At 51.9% G+C, this 25,543-nt stretch carries 19 protein-coding genes, 1 tRNA gene and 1 riboswitch; all 20 genes read right to left on the bottom strand.

What is annotated here, in order from left to right:
• Positions 1-64: 64 nt before the first annotated feature.
• The 20 genes from QZQ29_RS03830 to glmU all read right to left on the bottom strand — a co-directional run bounded on the left by QZQ29_RS03830 (position 65) and on the right by glmU (position 24,761).
• Positions 65-1,210, bottom strand: a complete 1,146-nt coding sequence (locus tag QZQ29_RS03830) for an FAD-dependent oxidoreductase (protein ID WP_296959878.1) — start codon at positions 1,208-1,210, stop codon at positions 65-67.
• A 403-nt stretch (positions 1,211-1,613) separates the two neighbouring features.
• The gene (locus QZQ29_RS03835; RefSeq protein WP_296959880.1) at positions 1,614-4,751 is read right to left on the bottom strand and encodes a multidrug efflux RND transporter permease subunit; all 3,138 of its coding nucleotides are present in this window, start codon (positions 4,749-4,751) and stop codon (positions 1,614-1,616) included.
• 9 nt (positions 4,752-4,760) lie between these two features.
• Positions 4,761-5,948: an efflux RND transporter periplasmic adaptor subunit gene (locus tag QZQ29_RS03840; protein ID WP_296959883.1), complete on the bottom strand. Its 1,188-nt coding sequence runs from the start codon at positions 5,946-5,948 to the stop codon at positions 4,761-4,763.
• A 162-nt stretch (positions 5,949-6,110) separates the two neighbouring features.
• A complete protein-coding gene (locus tag QZQ29_RS03845) occupies positions 6,111-6,584 on the bottom strand; it encodes a YhcH/YjgK/YiaL family protein (RefSeq protein ID WP_296959885.1) in 474 nt (157 codons plus the stop codon).
• Between the two features lie 93 nt (positions 6,585-6,677).
• A tRNA-Val gene (locus tag QZQ29_RS03850) sits at positions 6,678-6,754 on the bottom strand.
• 584 nt (positions 6,755-7,338) lie between these two features.
• Positions 7,339-8,586, bottom strand: a complete 1,248-nt coding sequence (locus tag QZQ29_RS03855; RefSeq protein ID WP_296959887.1) for a methionine gamma-lyase family protein — start codon at positions 8,584-8,586, stop codon at positions 7,339-7,341.
• Positions 8,587-8,595: 9 nt separating this feature from the next.
• Entirely contained in the window at positions 8,596-8,796 is a 201-nt protein-coding gene (gene hfq, locus QZQ29_RS03860) for an RNA chaperone Hfq (protein WP_008859355.1), read from the bottom strand.
• Positions 8,781-9,710 carry a tRNA (adenosine(37)-N6)-dimethylallyltransferase MiaA gene (miaA, locus tag QZQ29_RS03865; RefSeq protein ID WP_296959896.1) on the bottom strand — a complete coding sequence of 310 codons (930 nt, stop codon included), beginning with the start codon at positions 9,708-9,710 and terminating at the stop codon, positions 8,781-8,783. The genes hfq and miaA overlap by 16 nt, the downstream gene beginning before the upstream one ends.
• A complete protein-coding gene (locus tag QZQ29_RS03870; protein WP_296959899.1) occupies positions 9,707-10,486 on the bottom strand; it encodes a class I SAM-dependent methyltransferase in 780 nt (259 codons plus the stop codon). Before QZQ29_RS03870 ends, miaA begins: the two co-directional genes overlap by 4 nt.
• Positions 10,483-12,396, bottom strand: coding sequence for a DNA mismatch repair endonuclease MutL (gene mutL / locus QZQ29_RS03875; RefSeq protein WP_296959902.1), 1,914 nt, complete (start codon positions 12,394-12,396; stop codon positions 10,483-10,485). Before mutL ends, QZQ29_RS03870 begins: the two co-directional genes overlap by 4 nt.
• Positions 12,396-14,957 (bottom strand): DNA mismatch repair protein MutS, encoded by a 2,562-nt coding sequence (gene mutS / locus QZQ29_RS03880; RefSeq protein WP_296959905.1) that lies wholly within the window; start codon positions 14,955-14,957, stop codon positions 12,396-12,398. The genes mutL and mutS overlap by 1 nt, the downstream gene beginning before the upstream one ends.
• Before the next feature lie 160 nt (positions 14,958-15,117).
• The gene (miaB, locus tag QZQ29_RS03885) at positions 15,118-16,461 is read right to left on the bottom strand and encodes a tRNA (N6-isopentenyl adenosine(37)-C2)-methylthiotransferase MiaB (protein ID WP_296959906.1); all 1,344 of its coding nucleotides are present in this window, start codon (positions 16,459-16,461) and stop codon (positions 15,118-15,120) included.
• A 119-nt stretch (positions 16,462-16,580) separates the two neighbouring features.
• Complete coding sequence (ribE, locus tag QZQ29_RS03890; protein ID WP_296959909.1) at positions 16,581-17,048, bottom strand: 6,7-dimethyl-8-ribityllumazine synthase; 468 nt, start codon at positions 17,046-17,048, stop codon at positions 16,581-16,583.
• Between the two features lie 248 nt (positions 17,049-17,296).
• Positions 17,297-18,526 (bottom strand): bifunctional 3,4-dihydroxy-2-butanone-4-phosphate synthase/GTP cyclohydrolase II, encoded by a 1,230-nt coding sequence (locus tag QZQ29_RS03895; protein WP_296959912.1) that lies wholly within the window; start codon positions 18,524-18,526, stop codon positions 17,297-17,299.
• Positions 18,516-19,169: a riboflavin synthase gene (locus tag QZQ29_RS03900; RefSeq protein WP_296959914.1), complete on the bottom strand. Its 654-nt coding sequence runs from the start codon at positions 19,167-19,169 to the stop codon at positions 18,516-18,518. Before QZQ29_RS03900 ends, QZQ29_RS03895 begins: the two co-directional genes overlap by 11 nt.
• 1 nt (position 19,170) lies before the next feature.
• Entirely contained in the window at positions 19,171-20,412 is a 1,242-nt protein-coding gene (gene ribD / locus QZQ29_RS03905; protein WP_296959916.1) for a bifunctional diaminohydroxyphosphoribosylaminopyrimidine deaminase/5-amino-6-(5-phosphoribosylamino)uracil reductase RibD, read from the bottom strand.
• Position 20,413: 1 nt separating this feature from the next.
• Positions 20,414-20,532: riboswitch (FMN riboswitch) on the bottom strand.
• Between the two features lie 450 nt (positions 20,533-20,982).
• Positions 20,983-21,648, bottom strand: coding sequence for a deoxynucleoside kinase (locus QZQ29_RS03910; protein WP_296959919.1), 666 nt, complete (start codon positions 21,646-21,648; stop codon positions 20,983-20,985).
• A 59-nt stretch (positions 21,649-21,707) separates the two neighbouring features.
• Entirely contained in the window at positions 21,708-22,280 is a 573-nt protein-coding gene (gene pth / locus QZQ29_RS03915) for an aminoacyl-tRNA hydrolase (RefSeq protein WP_296959922.1), read from the bottom strand.
• Complete coding sequence (locus tag QZQ29_RS03920; RefSeq protein ID WP_296959926.1) at positions 22,280-23,233, bottom strand: ribose-phosphate pyrophosphokinase; 954 nt, start codon at positions 23,231-23,233, stop codon at positions 22,280-22,282. Before QZQ29_RS03920 ends, pth begins: the two co-directional genes overlap by 1 nt.
• 151 nt (positions 23,234-23,384) lie before the next feature.
• Complete coding sequence (gene glmU, locus QZQ29_RS03925) at positions 23,385-24,761, bottom strand: bifunctional UDP-N-acetylglucosamine diphosphorylase/glucosamine-1-phosphate N-acetyltransferase GlmU (RefSeq protein ID WP_296959929.1); 1,377 nt, start codon at positions 24,759-24,761, stop codon at positions 23,385-23,387.
• Between the last annotated feature and the right edge of the window lie 782 nt (positions 24,762-25,543).

Below are 25,543 nucleotides of genomic sequence, written 5' to 3' on the forward strand. Positions count from 1 at the left end.
AGACTAGTGAAGAGCAGTGGAAGGCAGCTTCACGTGCTTTTGAACGTTTGGACGGCAAGGTTCCTTATGTAATTTGTCCATCAGTCAAAACCTCATCTAAGTCATATACCGTATTAATCTTTCCAGAGAGCACACTTACGAATGTGGGCTGTTTTGAGTAAACTCGTACCACAGTAGGACGGGAATCATCTATTTCTGAGCTCATCAAGATGGGTTTCATTGAGTAAAGCGATTGTTTGTATGTGAAAGCAAATTCCGGTTTCATGTATTTTCTTGCCAGATTAGCCATATATGGAAAGGCAGTCAAAGGTTTATGGGGGCAGTCATTACAGTTGCCTAGATGCCTGGGCGTACAGTATCTCTCTACACCATTCTGACAGTCAAATTGCGGAAGCGGTTCATAGCAGGTCGTATGAGGCGTAAAGGAAACGGCAGTGAGCGAATGCATTCCCGTCATACCGAAGGGCATAATGGAGAAGAATGGTCCATCCATAACGGTAATACCGTAATCGTGAAGTTTTTCATTCACGTCACAGAGAATAATCTCGCAAAGTTCATATTTGATACCAAAAGGCTCAAAGCCAAGCATAGTATTAATCTGGTTCGTTCCCGCATAGGTGGCATTGAGGATAAAACCGCTCTCGTATGTCGCGCCATCTTCCATTTCCACCAGATACGTATCAGTGCTCTTTTCAATGGAAACAATGCGGGCATCATAATGGATTTCCACAGTGTCCGGAAACTCTGAAAGTTTTTCCAAGTAGAAATCACAAAGGACTTTTGCATCATAGGTATACTCCCTCGTAAGGAAAGCTCCGTCGCATTCGCCCTCCTGGAAAAAGCGGGATACAGGCACTTCCTCACAGGGTATATTTGCTGCGCGACAGAATTTCATAAACTGCTCTCCATCAGACCATGAATATTGGCTGGACGTAGCGTAAATCTGCTTGAAGGAACGGTAGATGCAGAAACTAAAGTCCTGATTAAACCGCGTGAAATACCCAGCGGACTTCATGGCCGTAGAGAGTGAACGTGGATAATGGTATCCCTGATGCACCCGAGCCTGGTTGATAAAGGTTGCCCGTTTAAAAGGCGCACTATCCCACTCCAGTACGATAACCCGTTCACCGCGGCGGGCACAGAATAATGCGGCATACAGTCCATATAATCCAGCCCCAATGATGATTTTGTCACAAACCTGATTTCCCACTTTCTACTCCCCCGTCAAATCCAGACACGCAAAAAGCCCGATTTGGAGGTGCAAACCTCCATAACCGGGCACAATAATAGGGAGTGGGGAAACCTTACTTACCCCCCGTATGGATTTCCCTCGATATGCTATTTTTCATTTCTGCAGCAGCGGATACACGAAGAATTTTCTTTCTCTCCATAGCCGGCCTCCTGAAAAGCAATACAATACTAATATAGATTGTATTATACCATATCCTGCAATGAACCTCCAACCTAAGGAATTTCTCGCTTCGGCAACAAAGAGGAAGATTAATTTTTTATTTCGATGATTTCTTCGTCTGATATCTGTCATCTCATTTATGACATCTGCCAACCTCTTCCCCATCAAAAAAGCCTCCCGAAGGAGGCTTTTTCGTTAGATATTATTCATCTACTGTGACCGGTTTCTTAGGTTTTCTGAACCCGTGGATTCTTTCGATGACGATGAAGAGCATGGGAACGATGAAAATCTGGAAGAAAGTGGCCGACAGCACGCCGAAGACTACGGCAATACCCATTTCAGAGCGGGAATTGGAACCGGCGCCGGTGGACAGGGCCAGAGGCACGTTGCCCAGAATGAAGGCCAGGGAGGTCATGAGAATCGGGCGGAGACGAATCTTGGAGGCTTCAATGGAGGCCTTCACTACTTCCATACCGTGGTCCACACGGACTTTCGCATATTCTACGATAAGGATGGCGTTCTTCGCCGCCAGACCGATGATGGTCAAAAGACCGATCTGGAAGTAAATATCATTGTACACATTGAAAGCAAAGGCGCCAAGGCAGGCTCCGAAGAAACCTGTGGGGATACCAAGGATAACGGAGAAAGGCACCTTCCAGCTTTCATAAAGTGCTGCCAGGGACAGGAATACGAAGAGCATACCCAAAGCCAGTGCATAAATGGTTTTGCCGCCGGCTTCACGTTCCTGGGCAGAGGATTCGGCAAAGGCATAGCCATAGCCGTTTGGCAGGGTTTCCTTTGCGACCTGTTCCAGTGCATCCAGTGCCTGGCCGGAGGAATAGCCGGCTGCCTGGCTGCCGCCGATCTTGACGGCAGGGAAGTTGTTATAACGGGTAATAACCGCAATGGCATTGGATTTCTTAGGTGTAATGAAGTTGGAAATCGGTACCATATTGCCCTTGTTGTCCTTTACGGTGAGGAACTTGTTGTCGTTTGGACTCATGCGGTACTGGGTATCAGCCTGGGCCACAACTTTGAAGTTACGTCCATAAATGGTGAAATCGTTAATCTGAACCGAGCCGTAGTAGGCCTGAAGGGCTGTAAAGATATCGCTCACATTAACACCGTTTTTGGCTGCCTTATCCCTGTCAATATCGAAGTTATAGGACGGGGTATCCATACGGAAGGTGGTGTAGGCCATCTGGATTTCCGGGCGCTGGTTCGCAGCAGCCAGGAATTTTCCGATAACAGCCTGCATATTTTCATTGGAATCACCGCTCTTATTCTGGATATAGAGGGTAAAGCCGCCAGAGTTGCCGAGGCCCGGAATAGGCGGTGGGTTCAGTGCCATCAGGGTGACGCCGGGATGGGTAGCATTGAAGGCAAAGGCTTTAGCCATCACCGCATCCAGCTGCATATCCTTGGTCTTACGTTCATCCCAGGGTTTTAGCTTTACAAAGGACTGACCGGCATTCGGCTTCTGGCCGCCGGAAAGGATATCCATGCCTACCACGCCCTGGGTTACCTCAACGGCCGGATCTTCGCCGATGTATTTCAGGAACTCCGTTAGATACTGGGCAGTCCTTACATTCACTGCACCTTCCGGCAGCTGGATAGCATTCAGGAAGAAACCGTTATCTTCCTGGGGAATAAAGGCCGTAGGCAGCTTGATAAACATGAAGGTTGCCGCAATGAAGAGAGCAAAAAGCACACCGATAGGTACATAGATGGCATGAGCCAGTTTCTGCAGCACCACACCATAACATTCCACCATACGATCGAATCCGTCATTGAAGCGGTCCCACATGCGGTCGATTCTTCCTTTATCCGCTTTCTTCTTAGCCGGTTTCAGGAGGCCGGCGCAGAGTGCCGGTGTCAGGGACAGGGCAGTAAATGCGGAGAGAATGACGGAAACGGCAATGGTCAGGGCAAACTGTTTGTACAGGATACCCATAATGCCGCCAAGGAAGGCAACCGGCACGAATACGGCAGCCAGTACCACGGCGACGCCGATAACCGGGCTCTGCACCTTCTGCATGGCCGCTACCGTAGCTTCCTTCGGGTTCATGTTGTTGTAGCGCATTTCGTATTCCACCGCTTCGATAACTACGATGGCATCATCTACAACCAGCCCGATGGCAAGCACCATGGCGAAAAGGGTTAATGTATTAATGGTAAATCCAAGAATTTCAAAGGAAGCAAAGGTACCAAGGAGGGATACAGGCACCGCAATCATAGGAATCAGTGTGGATCTCCAGTTCTGAAGGAAAATATACACGATGATAGCTACAATGATCAGTGCTTCGAAGAAGGTATGGAGCACTTCCTTGATGGAAGCATAAATGAAGTCCGTGTTATCCATATTGATGACATATTTCATATCATCAGGGAAGGACTTGGCATCTTCTGCCAGTTTTGCCTTGATGGCGCCAATGGTTTCCACAGCATTGGCATCATCGGTGAGGGAGAAGGCCACAGCGGAAGTTTCATAGTTGCCGGCTCTGGAAATAAAGTTGTAATCCTTCGCATCCAGTTCCGTGCGGGCTACATCCTTCAGATGAAGGAGGCTGCCGTCACTGTTGGTGCGAAGTACGATATTGCCGAATTCTTCAGCAGTCACCAGACGGCCTTTGGCGGTGATGACGTACTGGAAGGGCTGGTCCTTTGTAACCGGCGGTGCGCCGATGTTGCCGGCGGCAATCTGCTGGTTCTGGCTTGTCACCGCAGAAATAACTTCAGCAGCGGTGATATTGTTCTGCGCCATCTTGGTGGGGTCCATCCAGATGCGCATGGCGAAGTCAGAGCCGAATTCCTGTACTGTACCGACACCTTTGATGGACTTCAGTTCATCAAGGTAGTTCATGCTGAAATAGTTTTTCAGGAAGTTCTTATCGTAGGTGCCGTTAGGAGAATAGAAGCTCACTACCAGGGCCATATCACCGGAAGATTTCCTCGTGGTGACACCGATATTACGAACCGTATCAGGGAGGCCTGCATCAGAAGCAGTAACACCATTCTGTACGCGGACAGTGGCCAGGTCAGAATCTGTGCCCATGGCGAACTGTACCGTTAAGGAATAGGAACCGTTGGAGTTACTGTTGGAGTTCATACTCTCGAAGCCTTCAACGCCTACCACGTTCTTTTCGATGACTTCGGCCACCGTCTGTGCCACAACTTCCGCATCAGCGCCCGGATAGGTGGCTCTTACGGAAACCTGGGGCGGTGTAATGCGCGGGTAGCGGTCCACCGGCAGGGAAAATATGGCAAGGAACCCTGCAATGGAAACCACCAGCGCCACAACGATAGCAAAGATAGGACGCTTAATAAAGAAATTAGCCATAGGTCCTCCTTACTGCTTTGCAGCAGTGCCGCTCTGGCCCTTGACAGAATCTCTGGCATCCTGTTCCAGCTTGTCTTTGGTCGTTTCTTCCGTATCGACGGCCTGGCCTACCTGTACCTTGTTCTGACCGTCCACAACGATCACATCATTTTCATCAAGGCCGCTTTCAATAATAGTGTAGATACCATAGGTTCCACCCACTTTGACTGCTTTCTGAGCAATCTTACCATCCACCACCACGTCTACGATATCCTTGTTCAGGAGCTGTACCAGTGCTTTGGTGGGAATAAGGAGAGAGCCCTTGGCGATTTCATTATCCGAAACCACAGCAGCATACATGCCCGGCACCAGGAGGTTATCGGGGTTCGGGAAGGAAGCCTTCATGGAAAGCTGTCCGCCGGACATGCTGGGATTTACCTGCACGATTTTTCCGGTTTCCCCATAAATGGAGCCATCGGAGAGACGGAGTTTCAGACTGTTTCCAAGGCCCGAGGGATCCTGTCCATCATGACTCTTGTTCAAAGACAGATATTCATTTTCAGACATATCAAACTGTACATAAATGGGGTCTGAAGAAGAAATTGTAACTAAAGATGTGGTTCCGGCGGTGGCAAAGGTGCCGATATTCACATCATCCATGGACAGCTTGCCGTTAAAGGGAGCAGTCACAATGGTATCCCCGAGATTGGTGGATGCAATGGCTACCTGTGCCTCTGCTGCATCCACAGCCCCTTTGTAGGCATCAACCGCTGCTTTCTGGTTATCATAAACCTTCTGGGAAATGGCACCGGCTGCGATGAGCTGGTCATAGCGGGCCAAATCGGTGGCTGCATTTTCATAATTGGCAGATGCCTGGGCAGCCTGGGCCTGGGCATTGGCCAACTGGGAATTATAATTTCTCGTATCCAGACGATAGAGAGGCTGGCCTTCCGTCACCTGCTGGCCGCCGGTAATATACTTTTCCATTACCGTGCCCGATACCTTGGAACGGACCGGCACTTCCTGCAGTGCCATAATAGAGCCTGTATACTCTCTCATAATGGGAGTATCTGACTTAAACGGCTTAAATGTGGAAACCTTGATAGTCTGCTTCTGCCCCGCTGCCTGCTGGGAAGAGCCGCAGCCGCCTAGAAAGACTCCGCCGGACAAAAGAAGCCCTGCTGCCATAACTGCGGCAGCCAATTTTCTATATTTCATACGTAACCCCCTTGAAAAGATGGTGGAGCAGATTTGGGCAAATTAAAACTATCCTGCTCTTTTGAATTGTTCTTATGATATCAGATAATTGACTATTAGTCAATCAAAAAGAACATGTTTACCTAAGATAACTTTGTGGCAATATAGGAAAAAATGCCGGCATTACTGCACTTTTTCCACCGGAACTTTCATCACCGCTTTTCTGAGAATTTCCTTTCCCTTTCTCCCCTGGCAAAGCGGACGGTGCAGATCCTCCGGGAAAAAGACCGCAAATCGTCCTTCCGTGAAATATACCTTTGATTCCTTTTCCCTATGGGATTCAAAGAAATACAAATCCCTGTCTTCGTAGGATTCGAGGGCCCGGGGAGAATCAAAAATGGACTCCACCCCAATCCATTCTTCACTGCCCTTGATTTCAAACTGGATGTCAATAAACTTTTTATGCCCCTCCAGCTTCCTCTCTTCCTCCGGTTCCGTAGCAGGAGATTCTACGGACATGGTGCAGCCGCAAAGCTCATATTTCCCATCCAAAACGGAGTTGAAATCAAAATCCCTGATGGCAGAAAGGCACTGACGAATAAAAGGCGGAAGCTGCTTTTCATAGGCTTCCAGATGATGAATATCTCCGGTAATCATAATATCCTCCTTATGTCTACATTGGTTAGCCAACTTATTATACCACGAACTCCCCTTTTCAGGGCATAAAAAAACCCGCTCCATGCGGGTTTATGGTGGGACTATCTGGGTTCGAACCGGAGACCTCTTCGATGTGAGCGAAGCGCTCTGACCAACTGAGCTATAGCCCCATGACGAAAGTTATTATAGCACAGATGAAATGATTTGTTAAGCCTTTTCGTCATTTTAATTTATGAAATGGGGCCGCAGTGCGGCCCAGGTTCAGAAGGTTCGGCCCGCCACGGGCGGGCTGGTTCAAAGGGTTCAGAGGGGGAAGGTTGACGGGGCCTCCGGCCCCGAAGGTTGTAGCCGCCTTCGGCGGCGGGTTGCGTTCGCTGGCGCTCAAGGGGGCGACGGCCCTTTGGGCCGAGGGGAAGGTATCGCCTGACGGCGATGAGTATGAAGCCAGCGTTAAGGGATTGCCTTCCCACTCATTCTGCATGGTCCGGCGAATGATTTCGATAAGAATATGGTAAATAATGGGATTGTAGATGCATACCGGTCAGCGGGAAGGTGAGTACCAGGCCCCTGCATGGACAACATCACACTCATTCGCGGCATGTACCGAGATTCTTCGCTGGCGCTCAGAATGACCGACTCAAGGGGCCATCCCATGACCGGCCCGACATTCCGAATACCATCCCGCTCCCGCAGCCAGCAGACATCTGTCGCTCTACCATCTATCATCTATCGTCTAACTTCTATCTTCTCACTCTTATCTCAGTTTCCCCTGTGCCTCCAGCACTTTTTCCGCTGCTCCCATGATGGCCAGCTGGGCGGATTCGAAGGTGAGGCCGCCCTGGAAGTACATGACGTAGGGTGGACGCACCGGGCCGTCGGCGGACATTTCAATGGTGGAGCCCTGGACGAAGGTGCCTGCTGCCATAAGGATGGGGTCCACATAGCCCGGCATGGGTCCCGGCACCGGAGTAGCGTCGGAGTCTACGGGAGACCAGTTCTGGATGGCTTCCGCAAAGCGGCACATATTTTCTTCCGAATCCAGTGTCACCGTGGTGATGAGGTCGGTGCGAAGGTGGCCCGGTTCGGGGCTTGTCTTAAAGCCGATGAGCTTGAAGACGGCAGCGCAGAATTCAGCGCTCATCATGGCCTGTCTTGTCATGTGGGGAGCCAGGAAGAGGCCTTCAAAGAAGGGACGGTAGGAAGCGGCGTAGGAGCCCATTTCCCCGCCAAGGCCGGGGGCGGTCCACTGATAGGAGCAGAGTTCCACCAGGTCTTTCCTGCCGCAGATGTAGGCGCCGGTGGGTGCCAGGCCGCCGCCGGCATTCTTGATGAGGGAACCGGCGGTAATGTCGGCGCCCAGTTCGATGGGTTCTTCTTTATTGGTAAATTCACCGTAGCAGTTATCCACAAAGCAGATGGCCTTCGGATTCTTTGCCTTTACGGTATCGATGATTTTCTTAATATCGTCTGGGAAGAGAGAGTCCCTCAGCATGTACCCCCGGGAACGCTGGATTTCCACGAGCTTCGTGTTTTCATCCACCGCATTGGCAATGGCTTCCAAATCATAGGTATTCCCTTTGAGGGGCACTTCCTTATAGTGGACGCCTTTGGAAATCAGATTTCCCGGCGCATTGCCGGTAATGCCGATAACGCTTTCCATGGTGTCATAGGGAGCGCCGACAGCGGAAACCAGGGTATCGCCGGGTTCCAGAAGGGCCAGGAGCACCGTAGCCAGGGCGTGGGTGCCGGATACGAAGTGGGGTCTTACCAGGGCGCTTTCCGCATGGAATATGTCACACCAGATTTCTTCCAGTTTCTCCCGTCCCGGGTCGCCGTAGCCGTAGCCGTTGGAGGGAGCAAAATGGTAGGCAGACAGGTGGTGTTTTCTGAATGCGGTTAATACTTTTTCCGTGTTGAAGAGGGAAATCTCTTCCATTTCATGAAAAACAGGCGCACAAAGAGCGAGCGCCTCTTTCTGTACCTGTTCAAGTTTCTTATTCATTTGTTGTTCTCAGATCCTTTGAATTGTAGATATAGCATGCTTGTAAATCAGCTGGGAGCGGTTTTCGCTCACCAGAAGCACGGTGAAGCTGTCGAAGGATTTCACCTTTCCCTTCAGCTGTACGCCGTTCATCAGGAATATACTGACCGGAACGTTTTCCTTTCTGGCTTCGTTCAGAAATGTGTCCTGCAGATTCATTTTTCCTTCCATCTTGTTTCTCCTCCGAAATATGAAATGACATAGGCCTTGATTTCCCTGTACCATATGTCTTCCTCTGATGGGCCTCGTTCCACCCAGTGAATATATGGCATTCGTCTATACCAGGTCAGCTGTCTTTTGGCAAAGTGCCGGGTATTTTTCTGAATCAGCGCTTCCCCTTCCTCAAGAGAAAGCTCTCCCTTCACCACCGGAATCATTTCCTTGTAGCCGATTCCTTTGAGTGACTGTGCTTTTTCAGAAAGTCCGGAGGCAAGGAGTTTCTTCACTTCCTCCGGGAGTCCTGCTTCTATCATGCGGTGGACTCGCTTATTTATTCTATCATATAAAACGGCTCTGTCCATAGCAATTCCTATGACCGGACCGTCATACAGGAGAGAATCGGATTTCAAAGGCGCCCTTTCTCCTTCTCCCGCCTCTAAAAGTTCCAGTTTCCGTATCATGCGCTGGGCGTCGGAAGGAATGTCCTTTTCCCCCTTCTTCCGAAGGAGGTTTTCCAGGCCTTCCCTTCCCTCTTCTTCCAGTATCCTTTCAAACTTTTTCCTTCCTTCCCCCTTGGGAAGAAAGGTATAGCCCTCAAGGAGCCCCTGGATATAGAGGCCTGTGCCTCCGCAGAGGATGGGAATCCGTCCCGCTTCATTTTCCGCATGAATGATTTTCCGGGCCTTTTCCTGAAAATCGGCGGCGGAGTAGGGCTCCCATGGTTCCAGTTCGTCCACCAGAAAATGGCGGATGCCCCGGGCTTCTTCCTTTGTCACTTTGGCGGTGCCGATGTCCATGTGTTTATATATCTGGAACGCATCGCCGGAAATGATGGATGACCCCAGTGCTTCTGCCAGATACACCGACAGGTCCGTCTTTCCTGAAGCCGTGGGGCCCAGGATGGTGATGAGTTTGTCTTTTGTCATAAATCAATCACCCCGTAGGCTGTGGACTGTCCTTTGTGGGAATGGACGGAAGAAAAGAGACTGTTTTGAAATAAAGGTGAAAAGGGCCTTTCTTTTACTATAATTCTTTTCCTTGCAATATGCAAAGCCAATTTCAGAATTTCCTCATCCAGCCGGTCATAGGAAGCGGCCCTCCGGAAGCCTTCCATGCGGTTCACTTCCCTTTTCACGGGAGCGCGGAACATGGTGTCAAAGTAGATGACATCAAAGCTTTTGGGCTCCGCTTTTTGCTGGAAGCTCCGGAAATCCTCATGAAGAAGGCGGATGGACCGAAGGGCTTCTGTCATCCTTTCACTGCCTCCATCAAAGGATGACAGTCCGGCCCGTCCGATTTCATAAAGGGCGGTGCTCTTTTCAAGGGAAGTGACGGTCCCCTCTTTTCCCAGAAACCAGCTCATCACAGTGGAATCGCCGCCCTGTCCGAAGGTGGCATCCAGCACGGAAAGCGGCCTTTCCTCCGGAAGGAGGCGGCAGAGGCGGTCCTTATTTCCCCTTTCCAGCTGGGTTGTGCGGAGCACCGCGGTGCCCAGATGGAAACGATATTCCTCCCCTCCTGTCCAGAAAGAAGGCTGTCTTTTCCCATATATGAGAAAACCGTCCATGTGGAATCGTTCTGCCATGTCTTCCAAAGTGCCTTCCCGGGGCACATAGGGAAGGGAGAGGGCCTTGGCCCTTTCCTCTGCCTCCTCCCTTACGGAGCGGCTGTAATTCCTGATGGTGGTGACTCCCATGTTCATGGCCGTTTGAAAAGCCTTCCCAATTCACCGGGCGTGAATTTCACAATAGTCGGCCTTCCATGGGGACATACGAAGGGGCGGGACGTATGGAAGAGGTCGTGAATCAGTTCCTTCATCTGCCGGATGTTCAGGGGATCTCCCCTCTTGATGGCACCCCGGCAGGCAGCATAGGCCATCATGCGGTGGCGCATGGTTTCCGGCGAAGGCACGTCCTTTTCATGGAAGGCCTTCACTATATCTCCCACCACCCTTTCCATTTCCGCAGCCGACAGATCCTCCGGCGCACCGGTGATGCGGATCACATCGGGCCCTGCCTGTTCAAAGGTAATGCCAAGGCGCTCTATGTCACCCTTATGGTCTGCGAGAAGGTCCACGTCCCCGCTGTCCACATGAATGAGGTAGGGAATCAGGATTTCCTGTACCGGAATGCCCTCCGCCCGTTCCGCCAGATGATCGTAGCGCACCCTTTCATGGGCAGCGTGCTGGTCGATGATGAGAAGGTCCTTACCGTGCTGGCAGAGGATGAAGCAGTCCGATACCTGCCCCAGGGGGATCACCGGATCTTCCTGCTTTTCCTCTTCAAAAAGTGGCTCTGCCTTCAAATCCTCCCGCCTTGGTTCTTCCTTCCGATAGTCTTCGAAAACGGAACGGTCCGTGAAAAGTTCCTTCTTTTCCATATCCGGCGTAAAGGCAGGCGTCCTTTTTTCTACGGTATAGGAACCTGTCTTTTCCTGCCTGCCCTCATAGGAAGGGGCCGGCTCGCCCCAGGAGGTTTTCGGCCTTGTTTCCTCGGAAAGGCCAATATCCGGCTTGCCAAGGGGCTTATCTTCCACCCTGATGGAGCCGGGCTTGAAATCCTTTTCCTCCACCACCTCATGGCCGGGGTCATGAATCATTTCCCTGGCAATGGTGTCGGCGGTGGACTGGGAGGTAAGGGTGCCAAGTACGCCATGGTATACCAGGCGGAACACGGTCTGCTCATCGGAGAATTTGATTTCCCTCTTCTGGGGGTGCACGTTCACATCAATGCTTTCCGGCGGCACCTGGAAGGAAAGAACCATGAGGGGATAGCCGTTCTTCGGCAGCAGGGAATGGTAGGCATTGTCCACGGCCTTGGACACCACTGCACTTTCCACCACCCTTCGGTTGATAATGATGGTCTGGTACTGGCGGCTGCTCTTTAAAAGGGAGGGTTTGGAAATCAAACCTTCCAGGGCAATATTTTCTCCCTCCTCTTCCACCGGAAGCATTTCTCCGGCAGTTTTCGTGCCGTAAAGGGCGGAAATCACATCCACCAGCCTGCCGTTTCCCGGTGTTTCAATGACGGTTCTGCCATTATTGATGAGGCGGAAGGCAATGTCCGGATTTGCCAGGGAAAGTTTTCCCACCATACTGTTGATACGGGAGGATTCGGTGCGCTCCGATTTTAGAAATTTCTTCCGGGCCGGCACATTGTAGAAAAGGTCCCGTACTTCCACCGTGGTGCCCGCAGGGGCACCGGCAGGCTTCACTTCCGTGATTTCGCCGCCGGTCATTTCAAGCGCCGTGCCCTCAACATCTTCATGGCGCCGGGTGGTGATGGTGGCTCTGGAAACGGAGGCAATACTGGGCAGTGCTTCACCTCTAAATCCCAGGGAAGCAATATGGTAAATATTGTCCACAGAGGAAATCTTGCTGGTGGCATGGCGGATAACAGAAAGCTTCGCATCCTCCTCCGTCATGCCGCAGCCGTCGTCGGTGACACGGATATAGGTCATGCCGCCGTCGGCGATTTCCACTTCAATGGAAGAAGCGCCGGCGTCCACTGCATTTTCCACCAGCTCCTTCACCGCATTCACCGGACGCTCCACTACTTCACCGGCGGCTATCTGGTTGGCGGTGACTTCATCCAGTACATGAATAACTGCCATTATCTGCCCTCCTTGGCTTCCTTACTCAAGCGGAATAGAATTTCCATGGCTTCAATGGGGGTCTTGCTCATGACGTCCATATTGGCCAGTTCATCAATAATAGGCGATGTGAAGAGGTCAAAGCCCATGGGCCCCTCGGAAGGCATCGCCGCTTTCACAGGGGACGGATGGTTTCCTTCCTCCTCCAGGCCTTCCAAAATCTCATCGGCCCTCTTCAAAAGAGATTCCGGCAGTCCTGCCAGACGGGCCACGTGGATGCCGTAGCTCCTGTCAGCGCAGCCGGGAACGATGCGGCGGAGGAAGGTGATTTCCTTTCCCCTTTCCTTCACGGAAACCGTGTAATTCTTAATGTGGCTGCTTGTATCGGCCATCACCGCCAGTTCATGGTAATGGGTGGCAAAGAGGGTGAAACCGTGAATCTTCTCATCAATGTACTCCACCACCGCCCGGGCGATGCTCATGCCGTCGTAGGTGCTGGTGCCCCTGCCGATTTCATCCAGAAGGATGAGGCTGTTTCTGGTGGCGTGGCGAAGGATATGGGACACCTCCTGCATTTCCACCATGAAGGTACTCTGGCCGGTAGAAATATCATCGGTGGCGCCTACCCTTGTGAAAATGCGGTCCACCGGCGAGAAAGAGGCACTTCTGGCGGGAATGAAGGACCCCGTCTGGGCCATGATGGTCAAAACCGCCACCTGCCGCATGTAGGTGGATTTGCCGGCCATGTTTGGGCCCGTAATCACAAGGATTTCCTGGTCATTATGGTTGAGTTCCGTATCGTTGGGTACAAACATTTCCCGCTTCAGCGCATGCTCCACCATGGGATGGCGGCCGTCTTTAATGGAAATCCGGCCTTCCCGGCTGTTTGTAATCCTTGGCCTGATGTAATGGTCCTTCAGCGCAGCTCTGGCCAGGCTTGCGATGCAGTCAAGCGCCGCCAGGGCCCTTGCGGTTTTCTGCATATCCGGAATTTCCGGCCGGATTTCCGCCTTCACCGCCTGATAGATTTTAAGTTCCAGCTCCTCCGTCTTTTCCTTGGCTGTCAGCGCCTTGGCTTCAAATTCCTTAAGCTCCGGCGTAATGTAGCGTTCCGCATTCACCAGGGTCTGCTTTCTCATGTAGTAGGGAGGAATGGGAATCTTATTGGCATTGGAAATTTCAAAATAGTAGCCGAATACATTATTGAAGCCGATTTTCAGCTTAATACCGGTCTTTGCCTTTTCCTTTTCCTCCAAATCCGCAATGTACTGCTGGCTGTTTTCCGAAAGAGACCTCACTTCATCAAGTTCTGCGGAAAAGCCCTCCTTAATGTACTTTCCGTCCCGCACATTGCCTGTGCCGTTTTCATTCATGGAACGATCCAGCAGGTCAAACACCGGGCCGTGCATGCCGATCTGGGCATTGATTTTCTTCAGAATCACAGAGCCGGCGCCGGAAAGAAGATTCTTGATTTCCGGAATCATGCGAAGGCTTGCCTTCAATGCCAGCAAATCCTTGGGGGACGTGGAGTTTGCCTCGATACGGGAAAGGATGCGCTCAAAATCAAAGACCTGGGACAGCATGTCCTCCAGGTTCGTGAGCTCAGTCATATGGTTTGTGAGCTCCTCAATGCCGTCCTGGCGGAGGATAATGCGGTTCACGTCTGTCAAAGGCCGCTCCAGCCACCGCTTCAAAAGCCGGGCACCCATGGCGGTGTGGGTATAATCCAAAAGTTCAAGGAGCGTGCCCTTCCGGCTTCCGTCCCTCATATTTCTTGTAATTTCCAGATTGCGAAGGCATTCCTCCGAAAGGGTCAGGGTGTGGTCCTCCCGGATGGGAAGGACCGAATGAAATACGGAAACATCCGATTTCATCACATCCCGGATATAAGCGTCAAGGCGTCGGAACAGGGTTTTCACATTGTCATTTTCAATGGAAGAAGCAGCTTCAGGAAGATTTCCTTCCTCCTCCCCCTCTGCCCGGGACATGAGGCAGGCCCCCAGGCGGGCTGCCGCAAAACCGGTGAGCTTTCCATAGAAATCATCGGACACGCTGCATACTGCCTCTGCCGGGGAATAGACGGAAAGCATATCGAAGAAATCGTCCCTTTCCTTCTTCTTATCCCACACGCCCCACCAGCATTCGCCGGTGGACACGTCGGAAAGCACGGCGTCCAGTTCCTTCTCCGTTTCCATAATGTAAATCAGGTAATTGTTGGACTTGTCGGCAATGGAATTTTCAAAAAGAATGGTACCCGGCGTGATGACACGGATCACATCCCGCTTCACCAGTCCCTTCGCCTTCTTCGGGTCCTCCAGCTGCTCGCAGATAGCCACCTTGTACCCCTTCTGGATGAGCCGGTAAATATAAATCTCCGCCGCATGGAAAGGAACGCCGCACATGGGCACCCGTCCCTCGGCGCCGGCATTCTTACCGGTCAGCGTGAGCTCCAGCTCATGGGACGCCGTTACCGCGTCGTCATAGAAAAGCTCATAGAAATCGCCCAGTCGGTAAAAGAGAAGGCAGTCCTGGTACTGGTCCTTCACCTGCTTGTATTGTTCCATCAAAGGCGTTTTCGCCATGTCATCACCCCGTTCTTTTGGTTTATGTTTTATGGTTTTATCATACTGGCGGCGCAGCCGCCTACCAAACCCCTCGCACCATCGGCGCGTCAAACTTACGCACCTTAAGTGCCCTACGAACCTTCGCCTGCGCAGCAGGCCATCTCACGCCGAAGGCGTATCAGCAAAGTTCACCCTTCAGCACCCAGGTCTGGGCGGTGTCTACTTTGGCCATCCGGGTATCTCCCACCTGGATTCCTTCTTCATAGGGGAAAAGGATCATTTTGTTGGTGGAGGTTCTGCCGAACCAGTGGCTTTCGTCCTGTTTGGAAGGACCTTCGATGATGATTTCATAGGTTTTTCCTTCCATTTCCTTATTGAGAGCCAGGGAAATTTCATTCTGTGTATCCATGAGTTCCTGCAGACGGCGGTGTTTGGTTTCATCGTCGATCTGGTTTTCCATTCTTGCCGCCGGTGTACCGGTTCTGGGGGAATAGATGAAGGTGTAGGCGGAGTCGAAGCGCACTTCTTTCAAAAGCTTCAGCGTTTCCTGATGCATTTCTTCCGTCTCTCCCGGGAATCCGGTGATGAGGTCCGTGGTCAGAGCCACGTCCGGCATTTTCTGACGCACATAGGCTGCCAGTTCCTTGAAATGTTCGATGGTGTAGCCACGGTTCATCTGTTTTAGCATTTCATTGGAGCCGTGCTGTACGGGAAGGTGCATGTGGCGCACCACCTTGGGGGAAGCGGCCATGGCATCCACCATGTCGAAGGTCATGTCCCTGGGATGGGATGTCATGTAGCGTACCCTTTCAATGCCGTCGATTTTATCAATGGCCCGGATAAGGTCACCGAAATTGGTGCCATCTCTGAAATCAAGGCCGTAGGAATTCACATTCTGCCCAAGCAGGGTGATTTCCTTGTATCCCTCTTCTGCCAGCCCCTTGATTTCATGGCAGATATCATCGATGGTGCGGCTGATTTCCCGCCCCCGCACATAGGGGACGATGCAGTAGGTGCAGAACTTGTTGCAGCCCTGCATAATGGGAATCCAGGCAAAGATTTTGGACTTCCGGACGGACCGAAGTTCACTGTAATCCTTCACGCTGTGGGGATTCCGCTCTGTCTTCACCACATGGCCGCCCCGGGCGTTTTCTCTGGAAATAATATCCTTCAGGTCATGGATATGGTAGGGTCCGATGACGAAATCAATGATAGGCATGCGCTCAATGAGCTTTCCCTTGTTCTCCTGGGCCATGCAGCCTGCAATGCCGAGAAGCAGGTGGGGATTCTTGTCCTTCATCTTCTTGATTTCACCGATTTTGCCGTACACCTTTTCTTCGGCATTCTGACGGACGGCACAGGTATTCAGAATGACAATGTCCGCATCCTCCATCTTCTCCGCCGGCTTATATCCCAAATCCTCCAGCTGCCCGTTGATACGTTCCGTATCGTTCTCATTCATTTGACAGCCATAGGTATAAGTAAAGTAGAATTTTTCCTCTGTGAGCCGCTTTTCTTCCACGACTTTCCTCCTGTGATTAATGCATTGTTATAATCGTTATCATATTATTATATCATATCCCTGCATAGGAAATTTCAAAGAAAAAGCCACCGGTTATCCCGATGGCTTTTATGAAATGCTTATTTATCCAGTTTCTTGAAAAGGCTTGCCATTTCCAAAGCGTCCATGGCACATTCAAAACCCTTGTTGCCGGACTTGAGGCCCGCCCGGTTGATGGCCTGTTCAATGGTGTCCGTGGTAAGCACGCCGTAAAGCACAGGCACGCCGCTGGAAAGGGAAGCCATGGCTACGCCCTTGGTCACTTCCGTTGCCACATGTTCATAATGGTCCGTTTCCCCGCGAATGACTGCACCCAGGCAGATAACGGCGTCATATTTTCCGCTTTCCGCCATCTTCTTGGCAGCCAGCGGAATTTCAAAGGCGCCGGGCACCCAGGCCAGGTCCACCTTGTCCATATCCACGCCGTGACGGGAAAGGCCGTCCACCGCGCCGTCGATGAGTTTGGAAACGATGACTTCATTGAAACGGGAAGCCACAATGCCTACACGAATCTGATTTTCATTAAAAAGTCCGGAAATAACGTTCATTTTGTTCTCCTTTATTATTTAGTTTGCTAGTGAGCTAGTAAGCTGGTGGGCTGGTGAGACAGTGGGACAGTGAGGAGTCACTTACTCCAAGCGCCGAGATCCTTCGCCAGGGAAGCGCCAGGCCTCCCCAATCCGACCACTTACGCCACTTACCGTAGAGCACCCCTTCGCCACTTCGTGGCCCTCTTCCCCTAAAGGGGACGCAAGGGTTCGCAGCTGGGTACCCCGACCACGGTCCCAATCCATTCTCATGCCTTGGGTTCTTCGATTTCCTTGTCCAGCTTCAGCATATGGCCCATTTTTTCCTGCTTGGTTTTGAGGTAAAATTCATCTTCCCTGGTAGGAGCGATTTCGATGGGCACTCTTTCGGTAATGGTGATGCCGTAATCCTTCACTTCATCCATTTTCTGTGGATTGTTGGTGAGGAGGCGGATATGGGAGATTCCCAGGTCCTTTAAAATCTGGGCGCCTGTCATGTATTCCCGAAGGTCTGCGGCAAAGCCCAGCTTCAGGTTCGCTTCCACCGTGTCGTAGCCTTCGTCCTGCAGGGCGTAGGCACGAATTTTGTTGATGAGGCCGATGCCCCTTCCCTCCTGGCGGAGGTACACCAGAACGCCTCTTCCTTCCTTGGCAATCTGCTTCATGGCAGCCGAGAGCTGCTGGCCGCAGTCGCAGCGAAGGGAGCCGAAGCAGTCGCCGGTGAGGCATTCGGAATGAATACGGCAGAGCACCGGCTTTCCATCGGATACGTCGCCCATGGTGAGGGCCACATGGTGCTCGCCGTTCATGAGGTTCACGAAACCGTGGATTTCAAAGTGGCCGTACTTGGTGGGCATTTTGGCTTTAGCCACTTCTTCCACCAGTTTTTCATGCTTTTTCCTGTATTCGATGAGTTCCTGGATATTGCCGATTTTCATTCCCTTTTCATGGGCCAGTTTGAACAGGTCATCTCTTCTGGCCATGGTGCCGTCTTCGTTCATGATTTCGCAGCAGAGGCCGGCGGGCTTCAAGCCTGCCAGACGGGCCAGGTCTACGGTGGCTTCCGTATGGCCCTGCCGTTCCAGCACGCCCCATTTCTTTGCTTTCAGCGGGAAAAGATGGCCGGGCCGTCTGAAATCTTCCGGTCTGGCGCCGTCCTTCACCGCTTCCAGGGCCGTCATGGAACGGGCCGCAGCGGAAACACCGGTGCCGGAATCCTTGTAATCAATGGACTCCAGGAAAGCGGTGTGATGGTTGTCCGTGTTGTGGCGAATCATGGGCCCCAGGTAGAGGGAATCCGCCATTTCTTCGGACATGGGCATGCAGATGACCCCTTTGGCCTCCGACGCCATGCGGTTTACATTTTCCGGCGTGGCAAATTCAGCGGCGCAGATGTAATCCCCCTCATTTTCACGGGATTCGGCATCCTGCATGATGACGATGTGCCCTTTCCTGATTTCTTCTATAATTTCTTCAATACTGTCAAATTTATAATCCATAATGTCCTCCATGCCCCAAAGTTTCCAGCATGCCCATGGTGAGACCTTCTGTCGGGCCTTCTTTCAGGAGCTGCTCCACATATTTCCCCAGATAATCACATTCCAGATTCACCAGGTCTCCCGGGTGTTTCAAAAGGAGAGCCGTTTCACTGCCCGTATGGGGTATGAGGGCAATGGAAAAAGATTTCTCCGTTCTTCCCGCCACGGTGAGGCTGATACCATCCACCGCAACGGACCCCTTTTCTATGATATAGCGCATCCATTTCCGGTCAGTGGAAATAGAAATATTCACTGCATTGTCATCCTTTTTCATGGAAAGGATGCGGCCCGTTCCGTCCACATGGCCCATCATGATGTGGCCGCCCAGACGGTCTCCGAGGCGGAGCGCCCTTTCCAGATTCACCGGCGTGCCGGGGCGGAAAAGGGAAAAGGCGGTGCGCCTCATGGTTTCCGGCGTCACGTCGGCAGAAAAGGAAGTGCCATCCATGGCGGTCACCGTCAGGCAGGTACCGTTTACGGCGATGCTGTCTCCGATTTTTGTTCCTTCCAGCACCTTCTCACAGGAAATCACCAGTTTTTCCGCACGGCTCGTTTTTGAAATATGATGGATGTGGCCGATTTCTTCTACAATTCCTGTAAACATGCTACTTTCCATCACCGGCGGGCGCTTCTTTCTCCGCCTCCGGTCCTTCCTTTACTTCTTCCTCCAGCCTGTCAATCCTTTCGTCGGCGGCGTCCTTTTTTCCCTTGTCCACGTAAGCTTCAATCACCAGGTCGCCTCCGCAGGTTTCGGTGGACAAATCCTTCAGTTTCACCGCTTCTTTCATGGACGAAGCGCCATCTCCACCAATAAGGCCCGGTGCGTTCACGCCGCCGATGATTTTCGGCGCTGCATAAATGCGTACCTTGTCCACTATGCCTGCTTCAAAGGCAGAAGATGCCAGGGTGGCGCCGCCTTCCAGGAGAATACCGTCGATGCCCTTTAAGGCAAGTCCAGTCATAGCGGAATCAAGGTCCACCTTCCCCTTTTCATCGCCGTCGGTCATGATGATATCCACGCCCAGTTTGGTAAGCTCTTCACGCTTCTTTTCATCGGAAGAGGTGGTGGTGAGGACAATCACATCTCCCTCCTCCTGGAACACTTTGGCCTTCAAAGGCACCGACAGATTTCCATCCACAATAATCCTGACCGGATCATCGAGGCCTTCCGTACGGGCCGTAAGAAGGGGGTTATCGGCAATCACCGTACCGGCGCCCACCATGATGCCTTTATAGCAGCCACGGAGCACATGAACCTCCTCTCTGGAATCTTCCGATGAAATCCACTTGGAATCTCCTGTATGGCAGGCCGTCTTCCCGTCCAGGGACATGGCCGCTTTATACAGCACAAAGGGCTTGTGCTCCGTCACATATTTCAGGAACACCTCATTCAGCTTTCGTGCTTCCTTCTCCATGACGCCGACGGTGACAAAAATGCCTGCATCCCGAAGGCGGCGGATGCCCTTGCCGGAAACCAGGGGATTCGGGTCCACCATGGCCGTCACCACCCGGTCGATGTCCTTTTCAATAATGAGGTCCGCGCAGGGCGGCGTCTTCCCGTAATGACTGCAGGGCTCCAGCGTCACATAGAGCGTAGCTCCGGCGGGGTCCTCGGTGCAGTGGGCAAAGGCATTCACCTCTGCATGGGGGCCGCCAAACCTTTCATGCCAGCCTTCCCCGATAATCCGTCCGTCCTTGACAATCACCGCGCCCACCATGGGGTTCGGTCTGGCATGGCCCATGCCGCGGACAGCCAGCTCCAGCGCCCGGGCCATAAATTTTCTATCTTCATCGATACGCAAAAAATCCACCTTCCTTTCTTCCAGGGAGGTGGATGACATAACCATATCCACTCTTCTTTCATCCGGACTATACCGTCGGCTCTGGAATTTCACCAGACCTACCTTGCAAAAAGGTTCGTGGGCTGTACCACCGGTGGGGACTTGCACCCCGCCCTGAAGAGATTCAAAATTCTTTATTATTATAACAGATTGCGCAGGAAAGACAAGGGCCATTGTGCCACCGCCTGCGGGGAAAGGTGGTGCCATCAGGCACAAAAAGGGGGACGGGCCCATAGGGCCCGCCGGTTGTATAGAAGGGTTGTGTTCGCTTCGCTCAAGGGGCATGGCAAAAAGGTTCAGAAGGTTCAAAGGGGATGATATCGCCTGACGGCGATGATGAAGTTTTATAGCCAGCGTTACGGAATCGCCTTCCCACCTCGACTCATCTTTCTAAAAAAGTGAAGAATCTTAGTACTTGAGGCCTTAAGACAACTGGACGTTAAACCCCAGTCTGCCAAAAGGTGGTACTGAGTATAAAACTCCGGCGCCTTCTATAAATTAAAAGGCGCCTACCACCACCCTTTGAACCTTCTGCACCTTTTGAACCCTCTGAACCCTACGCCCGCAGGGCGTGCCTCACATCACTTCCGCCGCTGCCTTTTCCACATCTTCCCCGATGTCCTCTATGGTCCGAAGTTTTCCTTCTTCTGTGCAGGGAATCCGTTTCCAGCCGTAGAGATTCACCAGTTCCTGATAGGCATCATGACATTTTCTAAGGTAGTCCAGGTGCTGCTCGTGGATATCCATGGAGCCCCCCTGCCGGGCCCTTTCTTTTACCAGATTTTCCGAAACTCCAAGGGGAATGTCGAGGAGGATAACCAGATCCGGCACTGGCAGCTCCAGTTCCTCATATTCCGTTTTTTCCAGCCAGGAGAGGAAATCTTTCCTCGCCTTCTTGTCTTCGTACTTGGTCATCTGGTGTACCATGTTACTGGTGGTGTAGCGGTCGGCAATGATGATGCCTCCCTTTTGATAGAAATCCTTCCATTTCATGCGGTACGACGCAAAGCGGTCCACCGCGTAGAAGAGGGAGGCGGCGTAGGGGTTTACGTCTTCCGGGTTTTTACCAAAATCTCCTTTAAGGTACATTTTTACCAGGGCAGACGAAGGGCTTTTGTAGTCGGGGAAAGAAATATGCATGACTTCTCTGCCCTTTTCTTTCAATTTCTTTTCCAGAAGGGATGCCTGGGTTTCCTTTCCGCTTCCGTCGATGCCTTCCAGTACGATGAGGGTTCCTTTCATATAGTCTCCTTCCATAAAAAAGGCAGTTTCCTATGTAGAAACTGCCTTTGATTCATACGTTATCCTTTTCTTTTGGGGTTGAAGGCGTTCATGGCATGGTCCACGCCATATTTCAGTGCCGCTTCAATAGAGTCGGCGGTGTGAATCTTTGCGTCTTCAATTTTTTGGATATCTTCTCCGTAGGGACGGCTGAGTACGTGTTCCACCACTGTGTGTCCGTCTTTGGGATGGCCTACGCCGATGCGGAAACGGTTGAAATTTTCACTGCCCAAATGGGCGATGAGGGATTTGATGCCGTTATGGCCGCCGGAGGCGCCCTTTTTACGGATTCTTGTCTTTCCCGGCGGAAGGTCCAGGTCGTCGCAGATGATATAGATATCATCCAGGTCCACCTTGTAGTAGCGGGCAATGGCCCCTACCGCTTCTCCGCTGTTGTTCATATAGGTGAGTGGTTTCACCAGGAGCACCTTTTCCCCGTTCACCACGGACTGTCCGATTTCCGCCTTCATGTCCTCCTTCCAGAGGGTCACCTTCCAGCGGCGGGCCAGTTCGTCGATGACGTCAAAGCCCATGTTGTGACGGGTGTGCTCATACTCTTTTCCCGGATTTCCAAGTCCTGCAATAATCTTCATTATTTATCGAAGAGCTGGCTTACGGAAGCATCGTGGAAAATACGGAGGATAGCTTCGCCAAGGAGCGGAGCGATGGAGAGGACAGTAAGCTTGTCCTGGATTTTTTCTTTCGGGATAGGCAGGGAATTGGTAACAATCAGTTCCTTAATATTGGAATTCTTAATCCTTTCGGTAGCCGGGTCGGTCAGTACGGGATGGCATACGGCAGCATACACGCCTCTTGCGCCGTATTCAGCAAGGGCTTTCGCACCTTCGCAGAGGGAGCCGGCGGTATCTACGATGTCGTCTACGATGAAGCAGTTTCTGTCTTTTACATCGCCGATGATATTCATGACTTTGGCCACGCCCGGTTCCGGACGGCGTTTTTCAATGATGGCAATGGGCGCACCCACTCTGTCGGCCAGTTCGCGGGCACGGGTCACACCGCCAAGGTCCGGAGAAACGATGGTAAGGTTTTCCAGGTTCTTGGATTTCACATAGTCCGCCAGAAGGGATGCAGACATGAGGTGATCCACCGGTACGTCAAAGAAGCCCTGAATCTGGCCTGCATGGAGGTCCATGGTCACCACGCGGGTGACACCGGCGGTGGACATGAGGTCTGCCACCAGCTTAGCACTGATTGGTTCACGGCCTCTGGTCTTTCTGTCCTGACGGGCATAGCCGTAGTATGGTACCACCACCGTAATGTGACGGGCGGAAGCTCTCTTCAGTGCGTCCACCATGATAAGCATTTCCATGAGGTTATCGTTCACCGGTGCTCCGGTAGGCTGGATGATGAAGCAGTCCTTGCCGCGGACACTTTCGTTAATCATGACCTGAATTTCGCCATTGTTGAAACGTCCGCAGATAGCCTTTCCCAGCGGCACGCCGATGTAGTCGGAAATCTCCTTGGCCAGTGCCGGGTGTGCTGTTCCTGTAAAAATCTTCAGTTTAGAAGTGTCTTCCATGTCCATTTTGCTGCCTCTCCCTTTCCTTCCAATGTGAAAGTGTAAAAAGTTTTTCCATGGTCTGTGGATACGATCCCATCATCCACTATTCCTATGTTTTTATTATATACCAGTTTGCCGGTAAATTAACAGTGAAAAATAAGATTTTACAAGGAAATCAATCCTTATAGGTGTCTTCCTTCACCCAGCCCTCAATATTCGTCTGGCGGGCCCTTGCTACAGACAGCGCTTTCGCAGGCACATCCTTGGTAATGGTGGAGCCGGCGGCGGTGAAAGCCCTTTCGCCCACATGCACCGGCGCTACCAGGTTCGTATTGCAGCCGATGAAGGCATGGTCGTCCACTTGGCAGCGGTGCTTTTCCTTTCCGTCGAAATTGACGGTCACCGTGCCGCAGCCGAAATTCACATTTTTTCCCAGATCCGAATCACCGCAGTAAATCAGGTGAGGCAGCTTGGTGCCGTCATCGACGGTGGAATTCTTCACTTCTACGAAATTGCCGATTTTAATGTGGTCATGAAGCACCGTATTCGGGCGGAGATGGACGAAAGGTCCGATTTCATCAAAATTCCCGATGGTGCATTCATGGGCGTATACCCGGTTGAGGTGCGTGCCCTCTCCCACAGTTACATCGGTGAGCTGGGTATCGGGGCCGATGACGCAGTTTTTCCCAATCACCGTCTTTCCTTCAAGAATGGTGCCGGGATAAAGAACTGTATCCTGTCCAACCTCCACATCCTGCTCCACATAGGTATTTTCCGGATTAATAATGGAAACACCCTTCGCCATGAGCTCCTCTGCCTTACGGAGGCGGAGCACCCGGTCAGCCGCTGCCAGCTGGATTCTGGAATTGACACCCATGGTCTCATCCGCATCCTCTGCCGCCACCGGAATCACCTTCTGTCCTTCGCGGATCATGATTTCAAATACGTCGGTCAGATAATATTCGCCCTGGGCGTTCTTATTGTCGATTTTCTTCAACGCGTCCAGGAGAGGACCTGCCTTGAACACATAGGTACCTGTGTTGATTTCATGCACCGCCAGCTCCTCCGGCGTGCCGTCCTTCTGCTCCACAATGGACGTCATCTGTCCCTTCTCATCCCGAAGCACCCGGCCATAGCCGAAGGGATTGTCCAGCATCGCCGTCAATACCGCTGCCGAAGCATTTTCCTTCCGGCAGGTTTCCGCCAGGGATGAAATCGTTTCACTCCGAAGAAGAGGGGTGTCGCCGCAGATCACAAGCACATACCCCTCCCGGTCCGTCAAAAGAGGAGCCCCCTGCATCACCGCATGACCCGTGCCAAGCTGCTCCGCCTGGTGGACGAAATCCACATCCTCTCCGGCAAGGTCCTTGCGCACCAGCTCTTCCTTAAATCCTGTAATCACCACACACTTTGCAAAACCGGCCTGCCGTACCACCCGGATCACCTGCTTCACCATAGGCACACCGCACACACGGTGCAGAACCTTCGGCAAAGCGGACTTCATGCGGGTCCCCTGTCCGGCAGCCAGAATCAGGGCTGTTAAATCTGCCATTTTTCCTCCTGCTGCAAACTACCTTGAAATAATAATATATACACGGATATCATTGTCAAATGTAAGTAAAACCCGTAGCTTTTATTTTAGCAAATGAGAATGACGATGGCAAGGTGAAATGGGGATGTACCAAAGGTTCAAAGGGTTCAAAGGGTTCAGAGGGTTCAAAAGGGGGTGGTAACGCCCTGCGGGCGATGAGCATGAAGTCAGCGTTACGGGACTGGCCTTTGTGTCTCCAGTGCTGCATGACGAACAGCCAGAGCCCCCTTCCACAGGAAGGGGGCTCCGTTAGGCGTCGGAGGATAGGGGCGTCAGGTCTTTGCTAAGAATTTATCGGACCTATCCTCAGGGCTTCGCCCAGCTCCTTCCCCAGGAAGGAGCCTGCGTTACGTTCTTACATTCCCGCCGGACATTGCGCGCATTCTGCATAGAATGCGCGAGTCGGCCAAAGTTGGCCCTTAGCCTGCACATTAAAGAACCTTCCTTTTATTTGGCCGACCGACCATCCTGAGCGATAGCGAAGGATCTCGGTAAGAAGCCCAAGTAACAAAACCGTCAGTAAATACCAGTCGGCGGGAAGGCCGCCGTTTGGCGGTCAGTTCAGCATTGAGTATCATTCCGACTTGTGACCTCGTACACCCTTTGCTGCTGCGCAGCGTTCCCCTCAAGGGGAAACAAGGCATTATGGGATTTACCTTTGTTTCTCCAATGCTGCATGACGAAGTGTAAAAGCCTCCTTCCTGAGGAAGGAGCCTAATGTTACGTGTTTCCCCAGCTTACCA

The organism is uncultured Dialister sp. (assembly GCF_900538805.1).
Lineage (GTDB): Bacteria > Bacillota > Negativicutes > Veillonellales > Dialisteraceae > Dialister.

What these genes read in the sequence shown, in the direction of transcription:
- QZQ29_RS03835 (WP_296959880.1), bottom strand. Translation starts at nt 4,751, where the DNA reads ATGGCTAATTTCTTTATTAAGCGTCCTATCTTTGCTATCGTTGTGGCG.
- QZQ29_RS03840 (WP_296959883.1), bottom strand. Translation starts at nt 5,948, where the DNA reads ATGAAATATAGAAAATTGGCTGCCGCAGTTATGGCAGCAGGGCTTCTT.
- QZQ29_RS03845 (WP_296959885.1), bottom strand. Translation starts at nt 6,584, where the DNA reads ATGATTACCGGAGATATTCATCATCTGGAAGCCTATGAAAAGCAGCTT.
- QZQ29_RS03855 (WP_296959887.1), bottom strand. Translation starts at nt 8,586, where the DNA reads ATGAATAAGAAACTTGAACAGGTACAGAAAGAGGCGCTCGCTCTTTGT.
- hfq (WP_008859355.1), bottom strand. Translation starts at nt 8,796, where the DNA reads ATGGAAGGAAAAATGAATCTGCAGGACACATTTCTGAACGAAGCCAGA.
- miaA (WP_296959896.1), bottom strand. Translation starts at nt 9,710, where the DNA reads ATGACAAAAGACAAACTCATCACCATCCTGGGCCCCACGGCTTCAGGA.
- QZQ29_RS03870 (WP_296959899.1), bottom strand. Translation starts at nt 10,486, where the DNA reads ATGAACATGGGAGTCACCACCATCAGGAATTACAGCCGCTCCGTAAGG.
- mutL (WP_296959902.1), bottom strand. Translation starts at nt 12,396, where the DNA reads ATGGCAGTTATTCATGTACTGGATGAAGTCACCGCCAACCAGATAGCC.
- mutS (WP_296959905.1), bottom strand. Translation starts at nt 14,957, where the DNA reads ATGGCGAAAACGCCTTTGATGGAACAATACAAGCAGGTGAAGGACCAG.
- ribE (WP_296959909.1), bottom strand. Translation starts at nt 17,048, where the DNA reads ATGAACGTTATTTCCGGACTTTTTAATGAAAATCAGATTCGTGTAGGC.
- QZQ29_RS03895 (WP_296959912.1), bottom strand. Translation starts at nt 18,526, where the DNA reads ATGGATTATAAATTTGACAGTATTGAAGAAATTATAGAAGAAATCAGG.
- QZQ29_RS03900 (WP_296959914.1), bottom strand. Translation starts at nt 19,169, where the DNA reads ATGTTTACAGGAATTGTAGAAGAAATCGGCCACATCCATCATATTTCA.
- ribD (WP_296959916.1), bottom strand. Translation starts at nt 20,412, where the DNA reads ATGGTTATGTCATCCACCTCCCTGGAAGAAAGGAAGGTGGATTTTTTG.
- QZQ29_RS03910 (WP_296959919.1), bottom strand. Translation starts at nt 21,648, where the DNA reads ATGAAAGGAACCCTCATCGTACTGGAAGGCATCGACGGAAGCGGAAAG.
- pth (WP_296959922.1), bottom strand. Translation starts at nt 22,280, where the DNA reads ATGAAGATTATTGCAGGACTTGGAAATCCGGGAAAAGAGTATGAGCAC.
- QZQ29_RS03920 (WP_296959926.1), bottom strand. Translation starts at nt 23,233, where the DNA reads ATGGACATGGAAGACACTTCTAAACTGAAGATTTTTACAGGAACAGCA.
- glmU (WP_296959929.1), bottom strand. Translation starts at nt 24,761, where the DNA reads ATGGCAGATTTAACAGCCCTGATTCTGGCTGCCGGACAGGGGACCCGC.